The organism is Microcoleus sp. FACHB-SPT15 (genome assembly GCF_014849525.1).
Taxonomy (GTDB): domain Bacteria; phylum Cyanobacteriota; class Cyanobacteriia; order Cyanobacteriales; family Coleofasciculaceae; genus Symplocastrum; species Symplocastrum torsivum.
Window position 1 is genome coordinate 364,610 of sequence record NZ_JACJNU010000053.1, and the last position, 22,440, is coordinate 387,049.

The 22,440-nt window shown below is 45.3% G+C and carries 23 protein-coding genes; 13 read left to right on the plus strand and 10 right to left on the minus strand.

Annotation, left to right across the window (positions count from 1 at the left end; translation table 11 throughout):
* Positions 1–41: 41 nt before the first annotated feature.
* A complete protein-coding gene (locus tag H6F98_RS20665) occupies positions 42–728 on the plus strand; it encodes a phosphoribosyltransferase (RefSeq protein ID WP_192220572.1) in 687 nt (228 codons plus the stop codon).
* Between the two features lie 135 nt (positions 729–863).
* Complete coding sequence (locus H6F98_RS20670; RefSeq protein WP_192220573.1) at positions 864–1,166, plus strand: hypothetical protein; 303 nt, start codon at positions 864–866, stop codon at positions 1,164–1,166.
* 18 nt (positions 1,167–1,184) lie between these two features.
* On the opposite strand, the gene H6F98_RS20675 is transcribed toward H6F98_RS20670, so the two are convergent.
* Complete coding sequence (locus H6F98_RS20675; protein ID WP_192220574.1) at positions 1,185–1,571, minus strand: VOC family protein; 387 nt, start codon at positions 1,569–1,571, stop codon at positions 1,185–1,187.
* Positions 1,572–1,736: 165 nt separating this feature from the next.
* Between H6F98_RS20675 and thiL the strand changes: the two genes are divergently transcribed.
* Entirely contained in the window at positions 1,737–2,738 is a 1,002-nt protein-coding gene (thiL, locus tag H6F98_RS20680) for a thiamine-phosphate kinase (protein WP_192220575.1), read from the plus strand.
* A gap of 152 nt (positions 2,739–2,890) precedes the next feature.
* On the opposite strand, the gene H6F98_RS20685 is transcribed toward thiL, so the two are convergent.
* Entirely contained in the window at positions 2,891–3,907 is a 1,017-nt protein-coding gene (locus H6F98_RS20685; RefSeq protein WP_192220576.1) for a type I glyceraldehyde-3-phosphate dehydrogenase, read from the minus strand.
* A 284-nt stretch (positions 3,908–4,191) separates the two neighbouring features.
* Positions 4,192–4,872, minus strand: a complete 681-nt coding sequence (gene nadD, locus H6F98_RS20690; RefSeq protein ID WP_192220577.1) for a nicotinate (nicotinamide) nucleotide adenylyltransferase — start codon at positions 4,870–4,872, stop codon at positions 4,192–4,194.
* A 440-nt stretch (positions 4,873–5,312) separates the two neighbouring features.
* On the opposite strand from nadD, the gene murC reads away from it, so the two are divergent.
* From murC to H6F98_RS20705, 3 genes are all read left to right on the plus strand, one after another.
* Complete coding sequence (gene murC, locus H6F98_RS20695; RefSeq protein WP_192220578.1) at positions 5,313–6,896, plus strand: UDP-N-acetylmuramate--L-alanine ligase; 1,584 nt, start codon at positions 5,313–5,315, stop codon at positions 6,894–6,896.
* 86 nt (positions 6,897–6,982) lie between these two features.
* On the plus strand, positions 6,983–7,957 hold the full coding sequence (gene murB, locus H6F98_RS20700) for a UDP-N-acetylmuramate dehydrogenase (RefSeq protein WP_192220579.1): 975 nt from the start codon (positions 6,983–6,985) through the stop codon (positions 7,955–7,957).
* 178 nt (positions 7,958–8,135) lie between these two features.
* Complete coding sequence (locus tag H6F98_RS20705; RefSeq protein ID WP_192220580.1) at positions 8,136–8,480, plus strand: YbaB/EbfC family nucleoid-associated protein; 345 nt, start codon at positions 8,136–8,138, stop codon at positions 8,478–8,480.
* Between the two features lie 164 nt (positions 8,481–8,644).
* Here H6F98_RS20705 and H6F98_RS20710 read toward each other — a convergent pair whose 3' ends face one another.
* A complete protein-coding gene (locus H6F98_RS20710; protein ID WP_199348713.1) occupies positions 8,645–10,015 on the minus strand; it encodes an SGNH/GDSL hydrolase family protein in 1,371 nt (456 codons plus the stop codon).
* A 320-nt stretch (positions 10,016–10,335) separates the two neighbouring features.
* On the opposite strand from H6F98_RS20710, the gene H6F98_RS20715 reads away from it, so the two are divergent.
* Both H6F98_RS20715 and H6F98_RS20720 read left to right on the plus strand, forming a co-directional pair.
* The gene (locus tag H6F98_RS20715; RefSeq protein ID WP_192220581.1) at positions 10,336–10,812 is read left to right on the plus strand and encodes a low molecular weight protein-tyrosine-phosphatase; all 477 of its coding nucleotides are present in this window, start codon (positions 10,336–10,338) and stop codon (positions 10,810–10,812) included.
* 25 nt (positions 10,813–10,837) lie between these two features.
* On the plus strand, positions 10,838–11,167 hold the full coding sequence (locus H6F98_RS20720; protein WP_242058615.1) for a hypothetical protein: 330 nt from the start codon (positions 10,838–10,840) through the stop codon (positions 11,165–11,167).
* A gap of 35 nt (positions 11,168–11,202) precedes the next feature.
* Here the strand turns inward: H6F98_RS20720 and H6F98_RS20725 are convergent, their stop codons facing one another.
* The gene (locus H6F98_RS20725; protein WP_242058616.1) at positions 11,203–13,998 is read right to left on the minus strand and encodes an MASE1 domain-containing protein; all 2,796 of its coding nucleotides are present in this window, start codon (positions 13,996–13,998) and stop codon (positions 11,203–11,205) included.
* 483 nt (positions 13,999–14,481) lie between these two features.
* Between H6F98_RS20725 and H6F98_RS20730 the strand changes: the two genes are divergently transcribed.
* Positions 14,482–15,165 carry a Uma2 family endonuclease gene (locus H6F98_RS20730; RefSeq protein ID WP_192220582.1) on the plus strand — a complete coding sequence of 228 codons (684 nt, stop codon included), beginning with the start codon at positions 14,482–14,484 and terminating at the stop codon, positions 15,163–15,165.
* Positions 15,166–15,232: 67 nt separating this feature from the next.
* On the opposite strand, the gene H6F98_RS20735 is transcribed toward H6F98_RS20730, so the two are convergent.
* From H6F98_RS20735 to H6F98_RS20745, 3 genes are all read right to left on the minus strand, one after another.
* Entirely contained in the window at positions 15,233–16,159 is a 927-nt protein-coding gene (locus tag H6F98_RS20735; RefSeq protein WP_192220583.1) for a hypothetical protein, read from the minus strand.
* 6 nt (positions 16,160–16,165) lie between these two features.
* Entirely contained in the window at positions 16,166–16,942 is a 777-nt protein-coding gene (locus H6F98_RS20740) for an EcsC family protein (RefSeq protein WP_192220584.1), read from the minus strand.
* Between the two features lie 125 nt (positions 16,943–17,067).
* Positions 17,068–17,430, minus strand: coding sequence for a hypothetical protein (locus H6F98_RS20745; protein WP_192220585.1), 363 nt, complete (start codon positions 17,428–17,430; stop codon positions 17,068–17,070).
* A 212-nt stretch (positions 17,431–17,642) separates the two neighbouring features.
* Between H6F98_RS20745 and H6F98_RS20750 the strand changes: the two genes are divergently transcribed.
* Together H6F98_RS20750 and H6F98_RS20755 are read left to right on the plus strand one after the other, a co-directional pair.
* Positions 17,643–18,614, plus strand: a complete 972-nt coding sequence (locus H6F98_RS20750) for an NAD-dependent epimerase/dehydratase family protein (RefSeq protein WP_192220586.1) — start codon at positions 17,643–17,645, stop codon at positions 18,612–18,614.
* Positions 18,615–18,842: 228 nt separating this feature from the next.
* Positions 18,843–19,133 carry a DUF1830 domain-containing protein gene (locus tag H6F98_RS20755; RefSeq protein WP_192220587.1) on the plus strand — a complete coding sequence of 97 codons (291 nt, stop codon included), beginning with the start codon at positions 18,843–18,845 and terminating at the stop codon, positions 19,131–19,133.
* A 239-nt stretch (positions 19,134–19,372) separates the two neighbouring features.
* On the opposite strand, the gene H6F98_RS20760 is transcribed toward H6F98_RS20755, so the two are convergent.
* On the minus strand, positions 19,373–19,573 hold the full coding sequence (locus H6F98_RS20760) for a CsbD family protein (protein WP_192220588.1): 201 nt from the start codon (positions 19,571–19,573) through the stop codon (positions 19,373–19,375).
* A 108-nt stretch (positions 19,574–19,681) separates the two neighbouring features.
* Positions 19,682–20,611, minus strand: coding sequence for a hypothetical protein (locus tag H6F98_RS20765; RefSeq protein ID WP_192220589.1), 930 nt, complete (start codon positions 20,609–20,611; stop codon positions 19,682–19,684).
* Between the two features lie 184 nt (positions 20,612–20,795).
* Between H6F98_RS20765 and H6F98_RS20770 the strand changes: the two genes are divergently transcribed.
* Together H6F98_RS20770 and H6F98_RS20775 are read left to right on the plus strand one after the other, a co-directional pair.
* Entirely contained in the window at positions 20,796–21,431 is a 636-nt protein-coding gene (locus H6F98_RS20770) for a DNA-3-methyladenine glycosylase (protein WP_192220590.1), read from the plus strand.
* Positions 21,432–21,474: 43 nt separating this feature from the next.
* Positions 21,475–22,362 carry a phosphodiester glycosidase family protein gene (locus H6F98_RS20775; protein ID WP_192220591.1) on the plus strand — a complete coding sequence of 296 codons (888 nt, stop codon included), beginning with the start codon at positions 21,475–21,477 and terminating at the stop codon, positions 22,360–22,362.
* Positions 22,363–22,440 lie beyond the last annotated feature (78 nt).

Here is a 22,440-nt window from a genome sequence, read left to right on the forward strand (position 1 = left end):
CATGATAAAGGCAACTAAGCTATTAAGTGCCGGAGGGAACCATGTCATCTGCACCGCTGTTTAGCGATCGCATTGATGCTGGTGAGCAACTGGCTCAAGTGATTTGCACACACCTCGACCAGATTCAGGCGGCTGGTGTTATTGCTCCACCGATTGTCTATGGGCTACCTCGTGGTGGCATTCCAGTCGCAGCACCTGTAGCTCGCTCATTGGATTGTCCTCTAGATATTGTAGTGGCAAAAAAAATTTCAACACCTCAGAACCCAGAACTAGCCATTGGTGCTGTCGCCTCAGAAGGAAACGTTCTTTGGTCACGCCAGAAGCTGTTTGGAAAAAAAAATGCAATTCTGCTAGAAACCTCACTGCGTCAAGCTCAAGAAAAAGCTCAAGATTTGCTGATTCAACTCTCTCCTGGATGTCCTAAAGTTAATCCTCAAGGAAAACTCGCACTCCTGGTTGATGATGGCATTGCAACGGGGATGACGATAGTCGCCGCAGCACAAGCCCTGAAATCACGGAATCCAGAGCAGGTTTGGATTTGTTCACCTGTAGCGCCAACTGGATTGTCCAAGTGGTTGTCTCGGTGGTGCGATCGCGTTCTTCTTTTAGAAACACCTGAACCATTCTTAAGCGTTAGCCGCTTTTATGCCCAATTTCCTCAGCTTACAACGGAGGAAGCTCTAAATTGTTTGCAGCAGCACAACTACCCCCTTACTGTAAATAACTGACAAGCGACGCTCCAAAGCAAAGGTAGCCAAAGTCCCAATCCTGAATTACCCTAACGAGTAGTCCTAACCTCAACTACTGGTTGTTGATTTTCCTCAAAAATCTAACAACTAACAACCAATAACCAACAACTAACGATGAGACTTTGCCAATTTTGGTGGCGCACCTTAATTTTCTCGACCCAGCATAATCCACCTGAGTTTGTCGAACTGATAATGACTTCCTTGACGATGGCTCTACTGGTAAGCTGGGAATTTACCCACAATTGGCCTTACCTGGTTCTCAGTTCAAGCTTTGCGATCGGAGCGGCGGTGTCAATGTGGATACGTGAGATGATTAGACCTTCGACACATCCGCGTGTCGTGCAGGTACTAGCGGTACTGTTGTTCATCTATAGCTTTTATGCCCTTGCTGATGTAGCTCCTTATGTGCAGTTGTAAGGCTTGACAATTTGCACTTTAGTTTTCCGGTTTTGAAGAAGACTGGTGCAGAATTAGCCGATTTCCCTGTGGATCGTAAGCGTAAATTTCTCTACCGTGAGAGGCTGTAGTAATGTCTCTTGGAGGTGGGTATCCCAAGCGGGTGAGGCAAGCGATCTCGTCTTCCAAGTCATTAACTTCCAAGCACAAGCTCATCCCACTTTGGCTAGAATCAGCAAACTCGTGTTGGTGGCTTTCTTTCGGCTTAAAGATTGCCAACCGCAATCCTGAAAGCTGAAACTCGGCATACACATTTGGAATGTAAGGCTTTGGCTCTTGATTGAGCAACAGAGTATAAAACTGAACTAGTGTTTCAGGCTCAGTTGCTGCCAAGGTAACAAAAGCTTCCCTGTATTGAAACACCATTAGAGACTAAAGCCTTTCCTCATCTTAGACAGGTCTCTCAATTGGTATTGCATGAGTTCAATGATGCTTTCCTCTAAATTTTCTGCTAACTCGAAAACAAGAGTATTACAATTTTCTCTTTTAGTATCTTTATCGTAATGTAGACAGAGGAGTTTTGAGCAGCCAATGAACTTACGAGTTCGAGACATTGGGGAACAAGGTCTTTTGGAACGGTTGCAGCGCTTTTGTCCTGCCGATATTGTGGGTGATGATGCGGCTGTGATGCCGTTCCCTGGCTCAGGTCGATCGCTGGTTGTGACAACAGATGTTTTGGTAGATGGGGTACATTTTAGCGATCGCACTACCAGTCCCGAAGACGCGGGTTGGCGTGCAACGGCTGCTAATTTATCTGATTTAGCGGCAATGGGAGCCTCCCCAATCGGAATTACTGTGGGCTTAAGCGTTACAGGTGATGTTGCGGTTAGCTGGGTAGAGCGACTCTACCAAGGCATTACCCAATGTTTGCAGCAGTACAATACGGTAATTGTCGGTGGTGATGTGGTGCGATCGCCAGTTATTAGCCTCTCGATTACCGCCTTTGGTCAAGCTTTGCCGAACCGAATACTCCGTCGTTCAACTGCTGTTGTGGGAAATGCGATCGTTATCACGGGTGTCCACGGTGCTTCCCGTGCAGGACTGGAACTACTTCTCAACCCAGAATTAGGCAAACACTTGAGCGAAGCCGAACGTACCTATTTAATCCAGGCTCACCAACGCCCAAAACCCAGACTTGATGTTTTGCCCCTACTCTGGAATAGTCTAGATTCCTACTCCGCAATTCAAGTAGCAGGAACGGATAGCAGTGACGGTTTGGCAGATGCCATTTTACAACTCTGCCGTGCTAGTGGCGTTGGGGCAAAGCTTGAAAGAACCTCAATTCCTTTATCATCAGCCATGAGTAAGTTGATATCCGTCGCGCCAATCTTAGACTGGGCTTTGTACGGTGGTGAAGACTTTGAACTCCTGCTGTGTCTACCTCCAGAACCCGCTGAAGCTTTAGTAGCACAGTTAGGAGGAGCCGCGATTATTGGCAACATCACGACTGCTACTGAAGTCTGGTTAACAGATAGCACAGGTACTTGTGCCGATGAATTACTGACTCTGAGCCGAGGATTTCAGCATTTTTAAACAAGTGTAGGCATACTAAGCTAATCAGTATCGAAGTGCGTAACTTCTCAGTTAGTGAGTTTCTCAAAAATTAAGCCTAGGAATTTGTTTCCCAGGCTCACACTTATATTTGACTCAAGTGAACGTCTGTTCCTTTAAGTTCGATTGAAGGACTAACTCTCCCACTTCTGGGCAATGATTTCTGCCAAATCCACAACTCGCTGAGAGTAACCCCACTCGTTGTCATACCAGGCAACAACTTTGACCATGTCACCACCCATAACCATCGTCAGGCTGGAATCCACAATTGAAGAGGCATCGTGACCCTTGTAGTCTGTTGAAACAAGCGGCTCATCACTATATGCCAAAATTCCCTTGAGTGAACCTTCAGCCGCTTCTCTGAGAACGCTATTCACCTGTTCTGCGATCGTTGGTTTCTCGACTTGAACCACCAAGTCAACCACAGACACGTTTGGTGTTGGCACACGCAAGGCAATACCATTTAGTTTGCCTTTCAGTTCCGGCAAGACTAAACCGACAGCTTTTGCTGCACCTGTGCTGGTTGGAACAATGTTCATCGCTGCTGCCCGTGCCCTGCGAACATCACGGTGGCTAGCATCCAAAAGACGTTGGTCTCCTGTGTAGCTGTGAGTCGTGGTCATCGTCCCTTTGATGATACCGAATTGTTCATGTAGCACTTTGGCAAAGGGGGATAAGCAATTAGTTGTACAGCTAGCGTTGCTGACAATATCATCCTTATTGTGATCGTAGTGATGGTCATTGACACCTACCACATAGGTACTGACATCATCCCCTTTAGCAGGAGCTGTAATCATTACCTTTTTTGCGCCCGCTGCTATGTGCTTCGAGGCTCCCTCACGGCTGACAAATACACCCGTAGCTTCAATGACAAGGTCAATTCCCCAATCTGCCCAGGGCAAGTTCAGCGGGTTGCGATCAGATACGCACTTAACTGTTTTGCCATTGATGATGATGGAGTTTTCATCAAAGCCGATATCAGCATCCAACTTCCCCAGCATCGTGTCGTACTTCAGCAAATGAGCATTCGTTTTAGGGTCAGAAGTATCATTGATGCCTACTAAATCTATTTGGCTATTTTCCCTGGTTAACCAGCATCGTGCGAAGTTGCGTCCGATGCGCCCGAACCCATTGATCGCTACTCTAATCACAACGTCTTGCCCTCTGTATTCAAGCTCAGTAAGTAAATATCTCCACTAATGACCCCAATCATATCGCAAAGCCTGTACAATTCCACCTTGGAATTGGTAAAGATACGGAGAAGGGGATCAGGAGCTAGAAAAGATTTGCTCCTCATCTTGAGTGCAACGCTGTGAACTTTTCACTACTCTGGGGTTATAAAGCAAAAGGCAGAAGGTTCCAGGGCAGAAAGCCCAAGGGCAGAGGATGAGCGTTTTCTTCCTTGTCCCTTTTCTCAGCTTAAACGTAACAATAACTAGACTTGTGAGCTACTCCCCACTCCCTCCAAGTAGAGGTTGTGGTCAGTAATGTAAGCTCGAACAGATTCTGGAACGAGGTAGCGAATTGAGCGATGCTGACGACAGTATTGTCGAATTAGTGTTGAGGAGATGCCTACGGCTGGCATTTGCAGAAGCTGCCAGCGAATTGAGATATCTTGAGAAGCTAGTTGTTGAGCGACTTGTTGGCACAGCCAGCTACTTTGGCTATCTGGTAGAGGTTGAGTTCTCTCGCTTTTAGTGAAGTGAACCCTTGTTGTAGTGATAGGGCGTGGTGCAACTAACCAGTCGCAGGCAGGTATAACGGCTTCACGGTAATACCAGTGTGGCAATGTCTGAAAAGCATCAATCCCAATAATCCAGTACCACTGACAGTTAGAATAGGTATCCTGAAGCTCGGTTAAAGTTTTGAGCGCGTAATTGGGTTTAGCGTCTACTGTCTCCAGAGGTGAGAGTATAAAGCTTGGGTTGTCTGTGATCGCTTGCTCTACCATTGAGCGACGATGCTCATAGCTACAGGCTTGTTTATGAGGTGAAAGGCGATCAGGTACCCAGATAACTTGAGTTAGATTTAACTGACTGAGCGCTGCCTGTGCAATTAACAGGTGCCCCCAGTGAACGGGATCGAAGGTGCCGCCTAGAATTGCCACTTGTCCCATAATGAAAGCGATCGCACAATTGACAAACGATGTAGGAGGTGACTCCGTACCAAGGACAATGGAGAAACGGGTGAGGTAATGAAGCTAACTTCCCCTTAAACTCTCTGTCGTGCAAGTTGTGAATTCTTCCAACTCTCGATTCTCCCTCAACTAGACAACGGGTTTGACTCAAATCTGAATCACCTCGTTGGTAGGTTCTGAGTTGTTTTCTTGACTAAAGCTTCCGGACGGAGAATAGCTCTACGTGTTTAGTAGTAAAAACTGTCTAGGGGTAGAAAAATTTAGTTCAGCAATAACACAATCTATAGGACAAGTGTACCTTTTTTATGAAAATTGCGCTAAATCTATGCTTGGCTATATCTTGAAAAATCAATTCTTGATATGATAGCGCGTGTTATTGGCACAGTAGGCTTGTGTGGTGTGGTGTGTAAGGAGTTAAGATGCCGAATACTGTTGATTTTACTGGGAAGCCATTTCATTTCATCGGCATTGGTGGAATTGGAATGTCAGCTCTTGCCTACGTTCTAGCAAAGCGCCAAATACCTGTATCGGGTTCTGACCTTCGTTCAACGCATATTACTCAACGTTTGCAAGCAGTTGGCGCTCATCTTTTTGGAAACCAAGACGCTACTAATTTAGAATTTTTCCGCTCTAGGACAGAGCCAGCGTATGGAGAATTGCCGACTGGTATCAGTGTTAGCCCAACTTTAGGAATCGCATCTGGACTTGCAAATACCAAGACTGTCGGGACAGGACAACTCTCGTCAAGCTTGCCTCAAGTGATCTGTTCGACAGCGATTAATACAGTTAATTCTGAGTATCAAGCGGCTTTAGAACGAGGCTACCCAATTTTTCATCGCTCAGATTTGCTAGCGGCTTTGATTCAAGATTATCAAAGTATCGGCGTGGCGGGGACTCATGGAAAAACGACAACAAGTAGCTTGATTGGGTATCTCTTGCTTAAAGCAGGTCTCGATCCAACGATTGTTGTCGGAGGCGAGGTGGATGCCTGGGATGGGAATGCACGATTGGGGAATGGACCTTATCTCGTTGCCGAAGCTGACGAATCTGACGGGTCTTTAGCTAAGCTCTCTCCTAAGATTGGGGTTGTCACGAATATTGAACTGGATCATCCAGACCACTACGACTCGCTGGAACAGGTAATTGAGATCTTCCAGACGTTTGCTCGGCGTTGTCAGATATTGGTTGGATGTATTGATTGTGAGACGTTGCGATCGCACCTCAACCCCACAATCAGTTACAGCCTACGGAGAGATGCTGGTGCTAATTACAGTGTAGATAATGTAAACTACTATGCCTACGGCACCACTGCCCGTGTTTGGGAGGGCAATGAGGTTTTAGGAGAACTGCATCTCAAGTTGCTGGGTCAACACAACCTCAGCAATGCTTTGGCTGCTGTGGCGGTAGGACGATATCTGGGTTTAGAGTTTGACGTGATCGACTCAGCACTCTCAACCTTTGAGGGGGCTAAACGTCGGTTTGAGCTTCGGGGTAAGTGCAATGACATCTCGTTTGTTGATGACTACGCTCACCACCCTAGTGAAATTCAAGCCACACTTGCGGCGGCTCGTCTACGCAAGAGTGAAGACGGTACTTCATCCTCAACACCTCGACGAGTGGTTGCGATTTTCCAGCCTCATCGCTACAGCCGCACCTTGACATTTTTGTCGGAATTTGCTGAAGCTTTTAGCGATGCAGACATTGTTGTAATCACTGACATTTACAGTGCTGGAGAACCTAACTTAGGGCAAATTAGCGGGGAGCAGGTTCGAGATGCGATCTGTGCTGCGGCGCAACGCTCTGCTAACGGTGTTCACCACGAGAATGTGTACTACAGCCCAACGTTAAGCTCGGTAACCGAGTTGCTCACCCAAACCCTCCAACCCGGAGACCTTGCCCTATTTTTAGGAGCAGGGAATTTAAATCAGATTATTCCCCAGGTCATAGAGTTCTACCAAAAGGCTGAGAAAGATCAATTAAGAGAATTGAGCCAAAAAGCCTAAGTTCGACTAACTAAAGCAAAAAAATAAGACTTTAGACCCAACTCACTTGCCCAAAACCAATCGGCATTCTTTTGACGTGTATTGATATGACCCTGTCCTATGATCCCAAAAGCGTTACTAGCGCAGTTCCTACAAAAAAGAAAGTTTACAAGCCTGAGCTTTATGTACCTGGAACCGACTGTCCGCTTCGTGCGGCTGCCCCGTTAGCGAGCCTTACCTCGTTTCGAGTCGGTGGTCCAGCAGAGTGGTACGTCGCTCCCCGACGCTTAGAAGACCTGCAAGCCAGTTTTGAGTGGGCTTTGTCCCAAGGATTACCCCTAACACTGCTGGGAGCAGGTTCTAATCTTTTAGTAAGCGATCGCGGTTTGCCAGGTTTAGTGGTTTGTACTCGCCATCTCCGCCGAAGTCAGTTTGACTACGAAACTGGAAGAGTCACAGCAGGGGCTGGTGAACCCATTGCTCGTCTGGCATGGCAAGCCGCAGAAATTGGCTGGCAGGGAATGGAGTGGGCAGTAGGAATCCCTGGCACAGTTGGTGGTGCCATAGTGATGAATGCTGGTGCCCATAAAAGTTGTACGGCTGATGTGCTTGTGAGCACCCAGACACTCTCTCCCACAGGGAAAATTGAAACTTTAAGCCCCCAAGACTTAGGCTTTAGCTATCGCACCTCAAACCTGCAAGGAGGCGATCGCTTAGTTACACAAGCAACATTTCAGTTAAAACCGGGTGCTGATCCAAAACAGGTACTTACCGAAACATCTCGCCATTTGGAGCAACGACGTAAATCTCAGCCTTATCACCTACCTAGCTGTGGTAGTGTCTTCCGCAATCCCGATACACACCCAGCAGCTTGGCTGATTGAACAAATTGGTTTAAAGGGTTATCAAGTTGGCAAGGCTCAAGTGGCTGAGCGTCATGCCAACTTTATCCTCAACTGTGGTGGGGCAAAAGCTAGCGATATCTTCCAAATTATTCACCATATCCAGCAGCAGGTAGAGCAGCATTGGTCGCTCTGCCTAGAACCAGAAGTCAGAATCTTGGGTGAGTTTCAACTAGGCTAAAGATGTCGCACGGCGGTAAGGGGTACTAAGATCAATACAACTCATTTCAACATCGTGGAACTCACAAGATAAGCCTGTGGAGTTGTCTGATAATAAGGACGATAAAGCAGGACGTTCTTACCGTAAGGTAGATGTCACCACTGATATACTCGTTTAACTCAGATAGAGTCAATCTAATATGACAAAAGGACAAGGATTCGGCTTCGGTTTAGGCAAAATGAAAGAACTCGCCGAAGCATTCAAAAAAGCCCAAGAAGTTCAACAAGGTGCCAAACAACTCCAGGAAGAACTGGAGCAAATGGAAATTGAAGGCTCATCAGCAGATGGCAGTGTCAAGGTTGTGCTTAGTGGCAACCAGGAACCCCTGCGTGTAGAGATTTCTGAAGCTGCGATCGCTCAAGGAGCAGGTACGCTCTCTGAAACCGTCACAGCCGCGATGAAAGATGCTTACGAGAAGTCCACAGCCACCATGCGAGAACGGATGGAAGAACTCACAAGTGGGCTAAATCTTCCAGGAATGTAATTGAAAGTTTAGTTAAAGGTCAAAAGGCAAAAGAAACTCATTCAAACGTTTTCTTTTGCCTTTTGCTTTATAGCGATTTTCGTATCAGTGAGGTAAATCTTACTTTCTTGCCTATTCCCGAAAACGCAGAATCTTGTACCTCATCCTTTGGGAGAACCGCTATATTATGTCGGTGGCTTCGGGGGAGCAACCTGTAGCTTAGGCAAACTCGTAATCACTCGATAAAACTGCTCAGCGAGGGCGGTATTGGCTTCCTCAGTTAAGTGAACCGTGTCATAAAAGGCTGGCTTAGAGAAGTTTTCATAGAACTTGTAGAAATTGAGCGTCTTCACATTTTTAGGAAACGCTTTCTGAAGTTGTTCGTTCGCTTGCGCTAATTCTGCATAACCCGTCTGTACCTGTTGTTTGTAGCTTGGCTTGAGTTCATTTAAAATCGCCTGTTCTTTTGGTGAAAGATTACTCGTGCCACGACCCGTAATTTCTGGCTGAAGGGCAAGAAAGATAGGAATTCCTGCTCCAGTTGTCAAACGAGCCATTTGGGCTTGATGAGTCCGGTAACGTGCGACTCGACTGTCTAGTTCACCAGGGTTAGCGGCGAGATGTTGCTCTAGTGGTGCTGCATTCTCCGTTGCGATTAGGCTTGTCTGAGTGACATTCGGCTCTGGACGTAACAGCCAGTATTGAATGGCTTTAACGAAATAAGTCCCTGTAATGGTGTCGTTTAGCTGTTGGGTTATGGTTGTCCAATAGTGTCCTGAGGCATTGTTGAGGAAGGCTTCCGTGTGGGGAATATCTTTAGCCGCTTGATTACTTGGCAGCATTAAGTCATCATATCCATCCAAAACCACGATCGCATCTGGACTATAGGGCAAAATCTGGAGCGCTAACTGTGCGAGTTCGTTGCCAGACGTATAACCAGGTACAGCCGCATTGATAACGCGATACTGACCATCCCGTAGCCTTAGTGGCAACTTAATGACTTTATCAAGCTCGCTTTTAAAGTAGGGTAGTACTGTCGGTCGATATTTCTCCGGAGTCCGCTTCTGCTGTGCTATCCGTTCATTGAGACGGGTTTCCAGTTTGCTGGCTAATGTGGCTTGATTACTGGCACTCCATTGACCAAAAGCTGTAGAACCACCTAAAAGAAAAATCCGAATTTCATTTTTGGGTTTAGCGAGGGGAAGCGGATCATTGTCGCGGAACCCTTGCTCATTGATGCCCCAATACTGACTTTTTTGCTTGCCAACTAAGCTATAGCCCATCCCAAACTGCCGTTGGGCAGCTAGACGACCACGGTCAAAAATCCCATCATAGGGTTGTTGAGATTGACCGAGAAACTTGAGACCGTAAGCGGTAGCAAGTTCAGGTTGACCTTCATAAGCTGCCAACTCGGCGCTTTTGCCCGCAAAGCCAACAAAAATTCTTGCCAGCAACTCCAGTGCAATCAAGACCAAAGGTATGGTCATGAAGATTATTGGTAACGGCAAGGGTCGGCGGGGCTTGCGGTAAGAGCGGTGGCGCGACTTGAACTTCAAAATACTTTCCTCAAATCACATTGAAACGGGAGCCATTCAATCACAACTAGAAGGCGTTTTTTATGTTCCTGCTGGGCTTCTAGTCAGTTTGATTGTGCTACTAATTAACTCTGATCCCGGCATTTGTTATCTCACTGCAATGGTAAGATTGGTCAGCTTCGTTGCTAAACTTAACACGGGGGCTACTAAGAACCTGTCATTCATGGAACTCGGTCAGCGAAGGCTTTTGTGTAACATAAACGGACAAAATTTAAGTTAAATAGATTTGTACGCGATCGCGTTTTGGGCTGCATACAAAGTTTAAGTTAAACATTATACCCATGCCTTGCAAGTTACTTTTCGTCTGTCTTGGAAATATTTGCCGTTCTCCATCAGCGGAGAATATTATGAATCACCTGATTGAACAAGCAGGTCTCAGTGAGAGTATTATCTGCGATTCGGCTGGAACTGGCGGCTACCATATTGGTTCTCCTCCCGATCAACGTATGGCAGCAGCAGCAGCACGTCGGGGGATTGAGCTTAAGGGTCAAGCACGACAATTTCAAAAGTCTGATTTTGAGAACTTTGACTTAATTTTGGCGATGGATCAGGAAAATTATCAGGATATTCTCTCCCTTGATCCAGCCGGAAAGTACAAAGACAAAGTACGGCTAATGTGTGATTTTGCTTCAAATCATCGTGAGCGAGAAGTCCCTGACCCTTACTACGGTGGTACGGAGGGTTTTAACAAGGTTATTGATTTACTGCTAGATGCCTGTGAGGGTCTGCTGCAATACGTGGTTAAAACTTACCTCTAGAATTATCAAATTAAGTTAGTAGAGCATGGATTTTCTGTTAAACAATCTGGGGAAAATTATGATTCTAGATGAATTCATACAATTGTTAGAAAAACAAGAAGGATGCCCTGAATTTCTGCCATTAGCACTACAAGCTATGTGGTATGAAAAAAAAGGAGATTGGGACAAAGCTCATCAAATTGTACAAAATGCTACTGATGTTGACAGTGCTTGGATTCATGCCTATCTACATCGAAAAGAGGGCGACGATAGTAATGCTCGTTACTGGTATAGGCGAAGTAGTCAGGTAGAGTTTAAAGGAGAGCTTTCCAAAGAATGGGAGCAAATTGTCTCTGACTTGCTTCAAAAGAGCTAGCGTCAATTAGTTGATTAATGAAGGAGAAGGCAAGATTAAATACTAGCTGATTGAAGTTGAAGCACTGTTGAGCTAGATAAAGGAAGAGTGAACCAGAACGTTGAGCCAGTTCCTGGCGTACTGATCACACCAATTTGCCCACCGTGAGCATTAATAATTTGCCGACACTGATACAAGCCTAAACCAATACCTGTTAAGTGTTCGGTGTGAAGACCTCGAATGTAGAGTTTGAAGAGGCTCTTCTGTTGCTGTTGACTCATCCCCACTCCATCGTCCTGAAGAATGCAGCGAACCATCTGGTTTTCAACAGTAACTTGTAAAGTAAGGTTCACTCCCAATGGGTTGTGTTTGAGGGCATTAAGGAGTAAATTGTCCAATACCCGTCGCAATTGTTGTGGATCGGCGGGAACTAAGGGAATATCTTCTGGCAGTGTGTAAGATAGGGTGGCTTGATTTTGTGCAAGCTTTGTTGAGTAGTCGGTAGCTAGGTTTTGAATCAACGTGTTGAACTGTACGGGTTCGCATTGCAGATCTAATTCTCGCTCTTCGTTGAAATGATCTTCTAAAAGGGAGTTGATCAAACTAAGTTGGCGATCGCTACTTGTCATCATTCGCTCAATTAGAGAGCGAGTAAGAGTTACGGTTTCCCCAGCTGATTGATGCAAATTTTTCAACACCATGGACATTCCCAGCAAAGAGGTGCGTAGGTCGTGGGAAACGGCTTGCAGGAACACGTCCTTCAAGTGGTTGAGTTCCTGAAGTTCCGTCATTTTGGCGCTGAGTTCTTGGGTACGTTCTTCTACCTGAGATTCAAGATGAGTGTTGAGTTCAGTAATTTGTCGATACAGTTCGGCTTGCTGAATTGCGATCGCAACTTGTGTGGCAAGGGACGTAAGCCAATCAATCTCCCAAGGTTGCCACTGCCGCGACTCTTGGCATTGATTAACCACCAAGCCACCATACAGTTCATCACCTACAAGAATTGGCACTCCCAGAACAGAGCGGATTTGATATTGGGTGTAGTACATGGCTTGCTGTGGAGAAAGCGTGATCGCGCTGGTATCCTCTATTACGCGGATACGACTTTGTTCAAACAGCGATCGCCATTCTTGTAAGGACGCTTCATCATCAATAATCAGACTGCGTAGCGATGGGTAGAATGGGTCTACGGATTCAGCAATAACTGAGCCTCGTAAAGAAGGTTGAGATTCACCCTTGACTATATCTATTTGTGCAATGAAAACTCGGTCAGCTTGGAGAAATTGACGGACTTCTGCGACTGTTGTATTGAGAATTTGATCGAGATTAAGCGATCGCCGAATCCGCATTGCCATCTCTCCTAATAAGCGATGTCGTTCGGCGGCTTCGCGAACACATTCAGCAGCTTCTCGCAGTTGAGTTTCGACTTGTTGGCGATCGGTAATGTCTTGTACTGTGCCTGTGATGCCGCATCTATTAATCTCAGATTGTTCAGAAACCACCCTTTCTGAACCATCTGGCCAAACAATCCGATACTCAATAGAGTAGGGCTTATTTTCGCTCAGTGCGCCCTGAATCGCTTGCCCAACCCGCTGGCGATCGGCTGGATGGACAACTTGAAAGAAGGCTTCCCAACTCGGTTCAAAGGCTTTTGGGGGAAAACCAAAGAGGCGATAGAGTTGATCAGACCATCGCAATTGCTGTTGGGGTACATATCTACCTTGACATACTTCAAAAAAATCCCAGTTGCCTAGCTGAGCAAGGCGCTGAGCATTTGCTAAACTAGCTTCTCGCTCTTTAAGTAACTTAACGGCTAAGGCACGTTCTGAGCCTGCGGCTGCTAAGACTAAGGCGGTAATCGTGATGACACCCATAAACCCATGCAAAAACAGAATTGCCTGATAGGTGTTCTCCGCCTTGGTCATAAATGGCCCAACGCCCCGTGCTGCGCCCCAAATCGCAAACGAGCAGACAACTAAGCTTGACGAGATCGCACCTATTTGGGCAAAGCGAAGTGCTGCCCAAACGACAAAGGGAAAAGCAAGGTATTCCAGTGGATACTGAGCAATCCCAGTCCCAGGTTTGGAACCAAAGACAAACCCGCTAATGAAACACAGCAAACTGAAACAGATAACTGCCTCAAGACCATATTGGATTTCCCTACGGTGAGAGTGAGGTGAAGGGCAAGTGAGATGTGCGATTACGGCAAGGTTTCTCGACTTCCAGCGATTTTGACCCTTCCTAAAGATTCCCCAACTGAGAATATTTGCGATCGACCATTTGAAATCCCAAATCAAGTAGCTCAAAACCAATAAAAGGGGGGTGACTACTAAAATTCCGATCCAGTCACCTAGCCAAAAAATCCACAAATTTCTCTGCCAATTCGCAAGGGCAACCGTTCCACCCAAGCAGCCAATAAGTGTGCTGATACTAGCATTCACGAGGGGAGAAACCCCAGCCCCTAAGACGACTAGCTGCATAACATCTTGCAGCCGTTCAAGGGACGGATGAAATCTCATCCGACGCAGTAATTCCGCCCCAATTACGGCTTGTAAAGCGCTACTGAAACCGAGGCTGCCAGCGATTGGCCAAGATACTCCTAGCGATCGCGCAAAGAAAAACGCACCCAAGGCAACTCCTGGCCAAACACGCCGTCCCTGCAAAACTATTGCTGCCAAAGCCATTCCGGCTGGTGGCCAAAGGGGAGAAGGGCCAACATTTAGGTTTAAAATTGAGAAGGCAAGTTGGGCTGTAACAAAGTAAACAACACTCAGCGACCCGATTGCAGTAAAATACCGCCAGTAGTATTTAAAGCTCCACCGTCCCTGGAGCATGTTATTGTTCAACATCATAGTGATGTAACCCTAAAAATATTGCCTTCATTGTTGTTCGCCTCCGATAAATCCCCTCTAAAAATAGCTTGCATTATCTACTAGTAATCAACTTCCCCCAGGTGGATGAGCATGGATGGCATACTACACAAAGATTTCATGAAGATTGTCTAGATGTTTAAATGTAGAGAGTTAAACGGCAAGATAACTTTGTTGGTGAATTTTAAGCGTTAGTAATAGAAACATTGCGGGAGATCGTTGGAAATAATAACAGCAAAATTCTGAGTACGGCTGCGATCGCTTCTCCAATTACTGCAACTATTCTTCTTTCTTCGACATCTCCAAGTACAGCCTGATAAACTCTTCTGCTGCTGGATTAATTTCCTAAGCGCTTCCCGAATCTCAAGTATTTTTTCACCGCCAGTGTCTCTTACTTCATTCACCGCACTGCCTACAACTAAGTGAAGTTAAAATTGCACTAACGCTTACGGGTAGCCTTAACTGATGACAGCTTCAATTCTTACAGCCATCCAAGAAGCCGATACTCTACACATTCCACAATGGCAGCCAGCAACTTGGGAGGATTACTTACGCTATCGCGACGATCCTACTCCTGAGAGAATGAGATTGTTTTTCAATGGCAACTCTCTTCTTATTGCTATAAGTTCAGAAGGCATCAACCACGCTAGAGTTAGTGACCTATTTACGTTACTGTTTGGCTGTTGGTTCAGTCAGTTTGCTCTGAAAACGGCTGAGTCTCTGGGGCGCTGTTTGCTGGAGAAGCCAAATCAGCGTGCAGCAGCACCCGATTTAGTGCTGTATGTCGGAGAAGGTGTCCCACAATGGCAAGAAGGGGAACCGCGTCGAATTGACTTGACTCAATGGCGAGTTCCTGACTTGGTGGGTGAAATCTCTGACACGACGCTGGCAACTGACCTAGATGAAAAGAAAAAACTCTATGCTGATCTGGAAATCCCTGAGTATTGGGTAATTGACGTGCTGGGGAAACGAGCGATCGCGTTTCGGTTGCAACCCGATAAGAAGTATCAGCAATGTGTTTACTCTGTAGCGTTGAAAGGGTTGCCAATTCCCCTCCTAGACCAAACCTTAGAACGCCTGGTTGAGGGAACTAATATTAGTGCAGCTAGCTGGTTCGCCCAACAAATTGCTGGTTTGAATGTAGAGTAAGGGCGATCGCATTTTGTGGAGGGTGATGGAAGGTGCGATCGCTTTTATTGCACTATGTGGCCACTTCTTAAAACCATTGTCTGAAAGGGTTTGCAGAATCTATGCTCTCATGATCACCCATAATATTAGCTGTAATTAAACGAGCTACTCTGCTGCGACTCCAGTAAGATTTATGAGCGCTTTCTAATCCTTTAGCCATTGATAAGCCTGCTAAACCACCTAGCGGTTGTGCAACTTTTTTCCAAAGATTATGAGATGCAATAAACTTATCTCGCAAAAATATGCAATCTTTTAAGTTAATGTTGAAGCTTGCTCGAATAGGATAAGCTAAAATATCAGATGCATGAATTATGTTAACCCATCCTAGGGGTCTTCCTGTATATCTAGTACCAAATAACTTCAGCGTTTTAGAGTTGATGCCTAACATTGGATTAAATAGAAGCAGTGGCGTTCCCATTGTGGTTATACTTCCCAAAGATACTTGGTGTATGCCACTAAAGTTAGTTAGTCCTCTAATTACAGAACGGATATAAAACGCTGGATCGCTGGGTTTAAACTTATCAGAAAATAAAATATCCCATAAAATAACACCACCTAAAGAGTGAGCGACTATATGCAGTTCATCCTCATCAGGATATTTCTTTAAAAATTCAATCAGTTGCATAGCAATGACTTTTCTAATCTCCCAACCATAATCTGGATTAAGGTAAGTAAAAAGATCACCAAAAAACTGATCAATAAAAAACTCTCGATACTGAATGTACTGAAAAACATCTCCTATATCTACTTTGGACGTTTTCTGAAAATCGCTTAAATCTTGCTGAACATAGTTCCATAATGGAGGAGAATTTTTCAAAACACCACCCCAGCGACTAGAGTGAAAATAAGGAAATGGCTGACTTCTTTCGTGAAACTTCTCTCTAATTTTTTCTATTAGTTCACCAGCATAACCATCCTGACGTGTTGCAACACCATGAATGAAAAAAACAAGCATAGTGACTCACACCTCATCGTTTTCTGTACACAAGCAGAAAACCTCATCTACCCACTCTGGTACTGAATTTTCGTAATACTCAATAGCTAGATTCCCTACAGCTTGTGTTGCAAACCAATCTATGCCACCACCAACTAACGCTCCAATCACAGGAACTACTTTTCCTATAGATTTTTGCAGAGCTTTTTCTACTACTTTTTTGCCTCCTAGCTTCCATAGACCTTTTACTAGGTGCTTGGATAAGCCTTTCATCGTATAACTAACAACTTTCTTGCCACCATACTTAACAATTGCTTTTGCTGCGTATTTAGGTGCTGCTTTGGTAACTTCTTGAACTACTGATTTTTTTAGCTTATCTAAAGATTGTAAGGCATATTTAGGTTCTGCCTTTTGAGCTTCTAAAATTACTAAATTTTTAAGTTCTTCGAGAGAACCATTAGATAAAACTAAAAATATATCTGTTTTCTCGTCAGTTGTTTGCGGAGTATATCCATAAACATGAGCAATGCAACGAATAGTAAATGCTTGGATTTTCCAGGTTTTTACTAAATCTAAAGGAATAGTAACAGGTAAAGTTATCAATCCACCTAGACCTGTTACAGCACCTAATAGTCCGTTATTAATAGATTGTTCATACACTATTTTTTCTGCAATTTGCCTGTTACTAAGTCGAGGATTATCTGAACGAAGCTGATCTACATAACTTGTTATTTCTTGTGGCTCAGAGCTAATAATCCAGTCTATTAGCGATTCAAGTGCTTTTTCTAATTCTGAAAAATCCATGTGTTTGAAAGTTAACTAACGAACTAACTCATCACGGATCATTTTTACACTACCTATATCCTTTGCCCTAGCGTAAATTTACGGAGATGCTACTTCCTTCATCGCGTAAAATTACTGAGTTATCTTTAGCTGAGAGCAGGCTTCAAACCACGTTCAACAGCCACTTTTAACGCTTGTGCCTTGCGTACTAAGCCACATCGGTAAACCTGCATCAACTCATCCAGTTGACTGGCTTCTTCATTATCGAGTTGCGCCTCGCGATTGCCAGCCAAAAGGTTACTCAAAGCGGCTTGTTGCTCCGGTTCCATCTCCCTATCGCATAATGCCAAAACCCAATCATCGGGTAGCGACTCCACAGGGAGTTCTGTACTCGCAGGATCAATCCATTCAACTAAGACATCTTCAAGTCGCCGATTCGTCAGAGCAGCGATTTCCTTGGCTCGTTGTGCCAGTGTTTCGGGAAGTTCAATCGTGACAATTTCAGCCATTTCTTACAAAAAGAGCCTTTTCCCTCTGATTGTATCCATGAAGTTTGCCCGAACCTGCTCGGAAAGAATAGCGATTGCTGAAGTAGGTGCGATCGCTTTCCCGTTCATGCCGTACACATAGCCCTTCAGGATGAGAGAATTTGAACTGAATCAGCAACAGGCTGAACTGGCAGCACTGGAGAGAATGCACTCATGCAGATAAAGGAGAAGCAATGAAAGCGTTCGTAACGGGAGCAAACGGATTTACAGGCTCTCACTTAGTGAAAGCGTTGGAACAGCAAGGTAATTCTGTTGTTGGTCTAGTCCGCAAGTCCAGTAATTTAGAGCGTCTATCGGATTGCAATGTGCAACTCGCTTATGGCGACATTACTGATCGGGATGCACTCCAGAGTGCCATGACTGGAGTAGATACAGTGTTTCACACCGCTGCCTATGTAGAACTGGGGCTTGTTGATGCTATTCAGATGAAACGGGTGAATGTTGAAGGTACCCGTGCTGTGATGGAAGCGGCTCAATCCTCTGGCGTGTCTAAAGTAGTTTATTGCAGCACAATTGGTGTACTTGGTGATACTAAAGGTCAAGTTGTTGATGAAACCTTCCAACGGACACAGGCTGATTTTTCCTCTGCTTATGACCGCACAAAGTACGAAGCTCAACAAATAGTAGACAAATTTGCGGCTCAAGGCTTGCCTGTTGTGAGTGTCTTACCTTCTGGGATTTTTGGTGCAGATGACCCTCATTTTGGCCCTGTGATGCAGCAATTTCTCAAAGGCGGACTGAAATTGTGGGCAGGAGGCGATCGCGTTACGGGTATCGTCCATGTCGATGATTTAGTGGCGGCAATGATTCTAGCCGTAGAAAAAGGTAAACCTGGAGAACATTACATCATTTCTGCGGGTGACCTTACCACTCGCGAAATGTTTAATCTTCTTAGTCAAGAAACAGGGATTCCAGCACCGCGTGAAACTCCCAAATCCATAGTCAGATTAGCCGGAAACCTACTTGATCCAATCGGACAGTTACTCAAATGGCAGCCCCCCTTAAGTCGAGAGCGTGTTCACTATATTTATGACCGTTGTGTGCGGGTAGACGCCACGAAAGCGCGTCAGGAACTGGGTTGGCAACCTCGTTCAGTCCCAGAAACCTTGCGGGAGATTGTTGGAACAATGAAAGCAAACTTGTGAGGCAGATGCGATCTAGAGAACCAGTCGTACCCGATGAGCAATTTTCCCACAAAAAGCAAACTCCTTAACTAATAGACAGAGGGTTGTTTCCTTACTGCAACTTAAACAGGCTAATGCTTCTCCTAGGCTCAAGTTGAACACAAACTCATCCATAAGTTAGACATTACGCAGACACCACCCTAAACATTAGCCTTTGATACTGAAAACAGAAGTAAGCTGTTTTCCTCCATGAATTCACTGGTAACTGATTCCTGCTGCCAAGTTTTCTGCGGCTATGCCAACACTACAAGCGCAGTACAAATTATTCGGATTGTCAATATTCCTAACTGGTACTTCGAGAAGGTGATTTTTCCAGGGCAACGTCTTTTATTTGAGGCTAACCTTGATGCAGAGCTAGATGTTTATACCAGTCGCTTTGGTCAACCTGTCTTGGTAAAACAGATTCCTGTTGTTTACCTGCAAGTTGAGCAGGGTTCTGACTCTATAAGTGGTACTAGCACAAAAGTGATGAGCAACTGATTCTCCCAAATCTCTTACTAGCTAGCGCCAGTGGGATAAGCTTAACGTTCGAGGTAGATTTAGCTTGAGACGTTAATCTGTATCTAAGCACTTATACTTAGATATCTAGTAGATTTGGCGGATGTCTGCAACTAAGTATTTTTGCGAAGATTATATTGTAAATCGCAAGCACTCAACAATTTAGATTAGATAACACCTCAGCAAAATGTCTGAGGTGTTTCATTTTTCGCCGTTTCAGATCAGTCAGCTGAGACAACATCAATGTTTTCGTTTTTAGCTTCGTCTTTTTTATCCTCTGCTATCTGACGAATCTCAGCTTCAGCCTGCTTAGCTTGACCTTCCATCTGAGTGTCAGAATCCCCTGTGACATTACCTACAGCTTCAGTGACTTTCCCCTGGATGTTCTGAGCCGTTGCCTTTGCCTTCTCTTCTAAACTCATGATTTGTCTCGATAGTTCTATATTGAACTTCCATTGCAACAAGAAACATGAGTTTGTTGCATCTACTTTTTTGCTGAATTATTTGCTCCTGGAATTGACGCTTGGTTTTTAGGGACTACTAGGAGAACTTGAGGCGGGTGATGTTGCATCTGGAATGTTTGAGGCGGGTGCTGTTGTGCCTTGTGCAGGAGAACTTGAGTTCGGTGGTGGTGTTGTCGCACCTTGAGCGGGAGCGCTTGTATCCGGAGCCAATGTATTGTTGTTACAGCGTGAATTCAAGGGAAACTTCTGACACAAACTCTGTACCTCTTGTGGAGAAGGCTTGCGTTCTGGAGCTAATAATGCTTCAAGAGTGGCAAAAGGTCGCGTATCTTGGCAACGTGAATTCAAGGGGAACTTCTGGCACAAACTTTGTACCTCTTGTGGAGAAGGTTTGCGTTCTGGCACTGGAGACGCTTCGGGAGTACTAAAAGGTAGTGTTGGCGTTGGTAGTTCCTCTGGTGGACTCGGCAAAGTTATAGCTTGAGGTGAGGGTATAACAGTCGCTTCTGGTGTCTTTAAGGAAGATTCAGCTTCAGCCGCAGCAAAAGGTGGTGTTGCTACTACTCTTTCTGGTGGGCGCAGCGAGATTAAAGCTTGTGATGAGAGTCTAAAGGCAGGTTGAGATTTTGTTGGTGATGAAAGGGTGCTGGAAACTGCTACTTGTTTAGGGGCAATTGAAGGTGATGTCGTCACAGAAGCGATCGGTTGTGCAGGGCGTACCAATACGGGTTTAATTTTCTTTGGTAATGGTTTGATGTCGGGAGCCAAAGGTTGTACTGAAGGCGCTGAGACAGGCTCTTTCGCGGAAGATGGTAGTAGCAGCTCTTTCGTTTGGTCAGGTTTTTTTAGTGATGACTTAGCATCAGGAGCAACTACAGGTTGAGTTGAACTATCGTTAGTCGCTATTGGCGCTTTAGGTGTCAAGGCTATTACTAGACCTACGATAGGAAGCGTAACAGCATTGAAAATCCATAGGGTCGGAGTCAGTTTAGGCATATCGTCAGCACCCCCATTCGTTAACTGAATGATACTACTCGCTCTCGAAAGCGTCGGATAAAATCTTAAACTCCTTGCGTTTGGATTTCTCTGATGATTCTCAGCACATTTCTGGGATAAAGAACTAAGGGTAGCATCACCTTACTTCAATATGTCATCCAATCGCCTGAAGTCGGAGAGGAAAATGAATTACTCAGTTGCGATCGCCTTTCTATTACACTCAGATCCTGTCCTAGCAAAAGTCATTGAAGAAGTTGGCCCTTGCCAACTGGTTGAGAGTCAGCCGGAGGGAAACTTGTTCTTTTGCCTATCCCGGTCAATTCTTCATCAACAACTCTCTACCAAGGCAGCTGGTACTATCCACTCCCGGTTTCTCCAGCTTTACCCTAATAGCGAGTTTCCGACAGCACTAGATATCCTCAACACGCCCGACGAAGACCTCCGCCGCGTTGGTATCTCTCGACCCAAAATCTCTTATCTCAAAGACTTAGCTCGTCATGTGATTGAAGACTTGCCAACCATTGAAGAGTTGGATGTGATGGATGATGAGTCGATTATTACAACCCTGACACGGGTTAAAGGTGTTGGACGTTGGACGGTTCAGATGCTCCTGATCTTCCGTCTCAAGCGGTTGGATGTTTTACCTGTTGATGACCTGGGGATACGAGCAGGCATTCGGAAAGTTTACGGTCTTGAGACACTTCCTGACCGACAAACGACAGAAAACTTCGGACAACGTTGGAAACCTTATTGCAGTATTGCCTCATGGTATTTGTGGCGCAGTTTGGAGATTAAACCGCAGCCAATCGTGACGATTTAGCCAATTATTAGTCTTGCCGTTATTGGGCTACAGGAGAAACGGTGTGAGAAAAATCTTTTGGTTGAGCTTGCTCATAATCGGCTTGGCAATTGTACGGCTGTATATGTCTCATCAGGAACCTCCAAGAACAGCCTCTTCAACGGTTGAGCCTCCGCTAGAACAAAAGGTTCAGTACAAGTCCTACACCTTAGAGTCAAGTGTTGTTCACACCTTGTTGATTCCAGAGGATAGTCGTTTTTTGGTGATTCCTGCTGTCTCCCAGGAACTCAGCAGTTTGGAAAGCTTTGCTCAAAAGCATGAAGCTGTTGCAGTAATCAATGGAGGCTTTTTTGATCCACAAAATCAAGAATCTACATCTTACGTTGTCCAGCAAGGGGTTCTAGTGGCTGACCCTCGTAAGAACGAGCGCCTGATGGACAATCCCAAATTAGCTCCTTACTTGGAGAAAATCCTTGACCGAACGGAGTTCCGACGATATCGTTGTGGGTCAACTATCAGTTATGACATTGCCCTTCATAGTGAACCAACGCCAAAAGAGTGCCAGCTAGTCGATGCTTTGGGAGGCGGCCCCCGTTTGTTGCCAGAGATAACTTCTGTTGCAGAGGGTTTTTTGGATGTTGAGAACGGGTTAGTAATACGAGACTCGCTGAATAGCCGTCAATCTAACGCTCGGAGTGCGGTTGGTATTACTCGCGATCGCAACATTCTTTTGGTGATGGTGGCTCAAAAACCTCTGTCCCAAACAAGTGGGATGTCCCTAACAGCACTGGCTGACTTCATGAAAACTCTAGGGGTTGAAAAAGCGATGAATCTGGATGGGGGAAGCTCTTCTTCGTTTTATTACAAGAGTAAGACCTTTTACGGGAAAGTGGACGAGCAGGGGAATCCGCTGAGACGGCCTGTTTTGTCTGTTCTACTCGTTAAAGATTAAGTCAGACATGAGAGAAGCCAGACTATGATTGAGTCGCTAGGTGAGGCACTGGTAATCATGCGATTGTTAGGCTTTTAC

Excerpts from the sequence above, each read along its gene's own strand:
- H6F98_RS20705 (WP_192220580.1), top strand. The coding sequence starts at position 8,136 with ATGACAAAAGGACAAGGATTCGGCTTCGGTTTAGGCAAAATGAAAGAA.
- thiL (WP_192220575.1), top strand. The coding sequence starts at position 1,737 with ATGAACTTACGAGTTCGAGACATTGGGGAACAAGGTCTTTTGGAACGG.
- H6F98_RS20750 (WP_192220586.1), top strand. The coding sequence starts at position 17,643 with ATGAAAGCGTTCGTAACGGGAGCAAACGGATTTACAGGCTCTCACTTA.
- H6F98_RS20670 (WP_192220573.1), top strand. The coding sequence starts at position 864 with ATGAGACTTTGCCAATTTTGGTGGCGCACCTTAATTTTCTCGACCCAG.
- H6F98_RS20675 (WP_192220574.1), bottom strand. The coding sequence starts at position 1,571 with ATGGTGTTTCAATACAGGGAAGCTTTTGTTACCTTGGCAGCAACTGAG.
- H6F98_RS20740 (WP_192220584.1), bottom strand. The coding sequence starts at position 16,942 with ATGGATTTTTCAGAATTAGAAAAAGCACTTGAATCGCTAATAGACTGG.
- H6F98_RS20715 (WP_192220581.1), top strand. The coding sequence starts at position 10,336 with ATGCCTTGCAAGTTACTTTTCGTCTGTCTTGGAAATATTTGCCGTTCT.
- H6F98_RS20745 (WP_192220585.1), bottom strand. The coding sequence starts at position 17,430 with ATGGCTGAAATTGTCACGATTGAACTTCCCGAAACACTGGCACAACGA.
- H6F98_RS20725 (WP_242058616.1), bottom strand. The coding sequence starts at position 13,998 with ATGATGTTGAACAATAACATGCTCCAGGGACGGTGGAGCTTTAAATAC.
- H6F98_RS20730 (WP_192220582.1), top strand. The coding sequence starts at position 14,482 with ATGACAGCTTCAATTCTTACAGCCATCCAAGAAGCCGATACTCTACAC.
- H6F98_RS20755 (WP_192220587.1), top strand. The coding sequence starts at position 18,843 with ATGAATTCACTGGTAACTGATTCCTGCTGCCAAGTTTTCTGCGGCTAT.
- H6F98_RS20770 (WP_192220590.1), top strand. The coding sequence starts at position 20,796 with ATGAATTACTCAGTTGCGATCGCCTTTCTATTACACTCAGATCCTGTC.
- H6F98_RS20735 (WP_192220583.1), bottom strand. The coding sequence starts at position 16,159 with ATGCTTGTTTTTTTCATTCATGGTGTTGCAACACGTCAGGATGGTTAT.
- murC (WP_192220578.1), top strand. The coding sequence starts at position 5,313 with ATGCCGAATACTGTTGATTTTACTGGGAAGCCATTTCATTTCATCGGC.
- H6F98_RS20665 (WP_192220572.1), top strand. The coding sequence starts at position 42 with ATGTCATCTGCACCGCTGTTTAGCGATCGCATTGATGCTGGTGAGCAA.
- H6F98_RS20720 (WP_242058615.1), top strand. The coding sequence starts at position 10,838 with ATGGATTTTCTGTTAAACAATCTGGGGAAAATTATGATTCTAGATGAA.
- H6F98_RS20760 (WP_192220588.1), bottom strand. The coding sequence starts at position 19,573 with ATGAGTTTAGAAGAGAAGGCAAAGGCAACGGCTCAGAACATCCAGGGG.
- nadD (WP_192220577.1), bottom strand. The coding sequence starts at position 4,872 with ATGGGACAAGTGGCAATTCTAGGCGGCACCTTCGATCCCGTTCACTGG.
- H6F98_RS20765 (WP_192220589.1), bottom strand. The coding sequence starts at position 20,611 with ATGCCTAAACTGACTCCGACCCTATGGATTTTCAATGCTGTTACGCTT.
- murB (WP_192220579.1), top strand. The coding sequence starts at position 6,983 with ATGACCCTGTCCTATGATCCCAAAAGCGTTACTAGCGCAGTTCCTACA.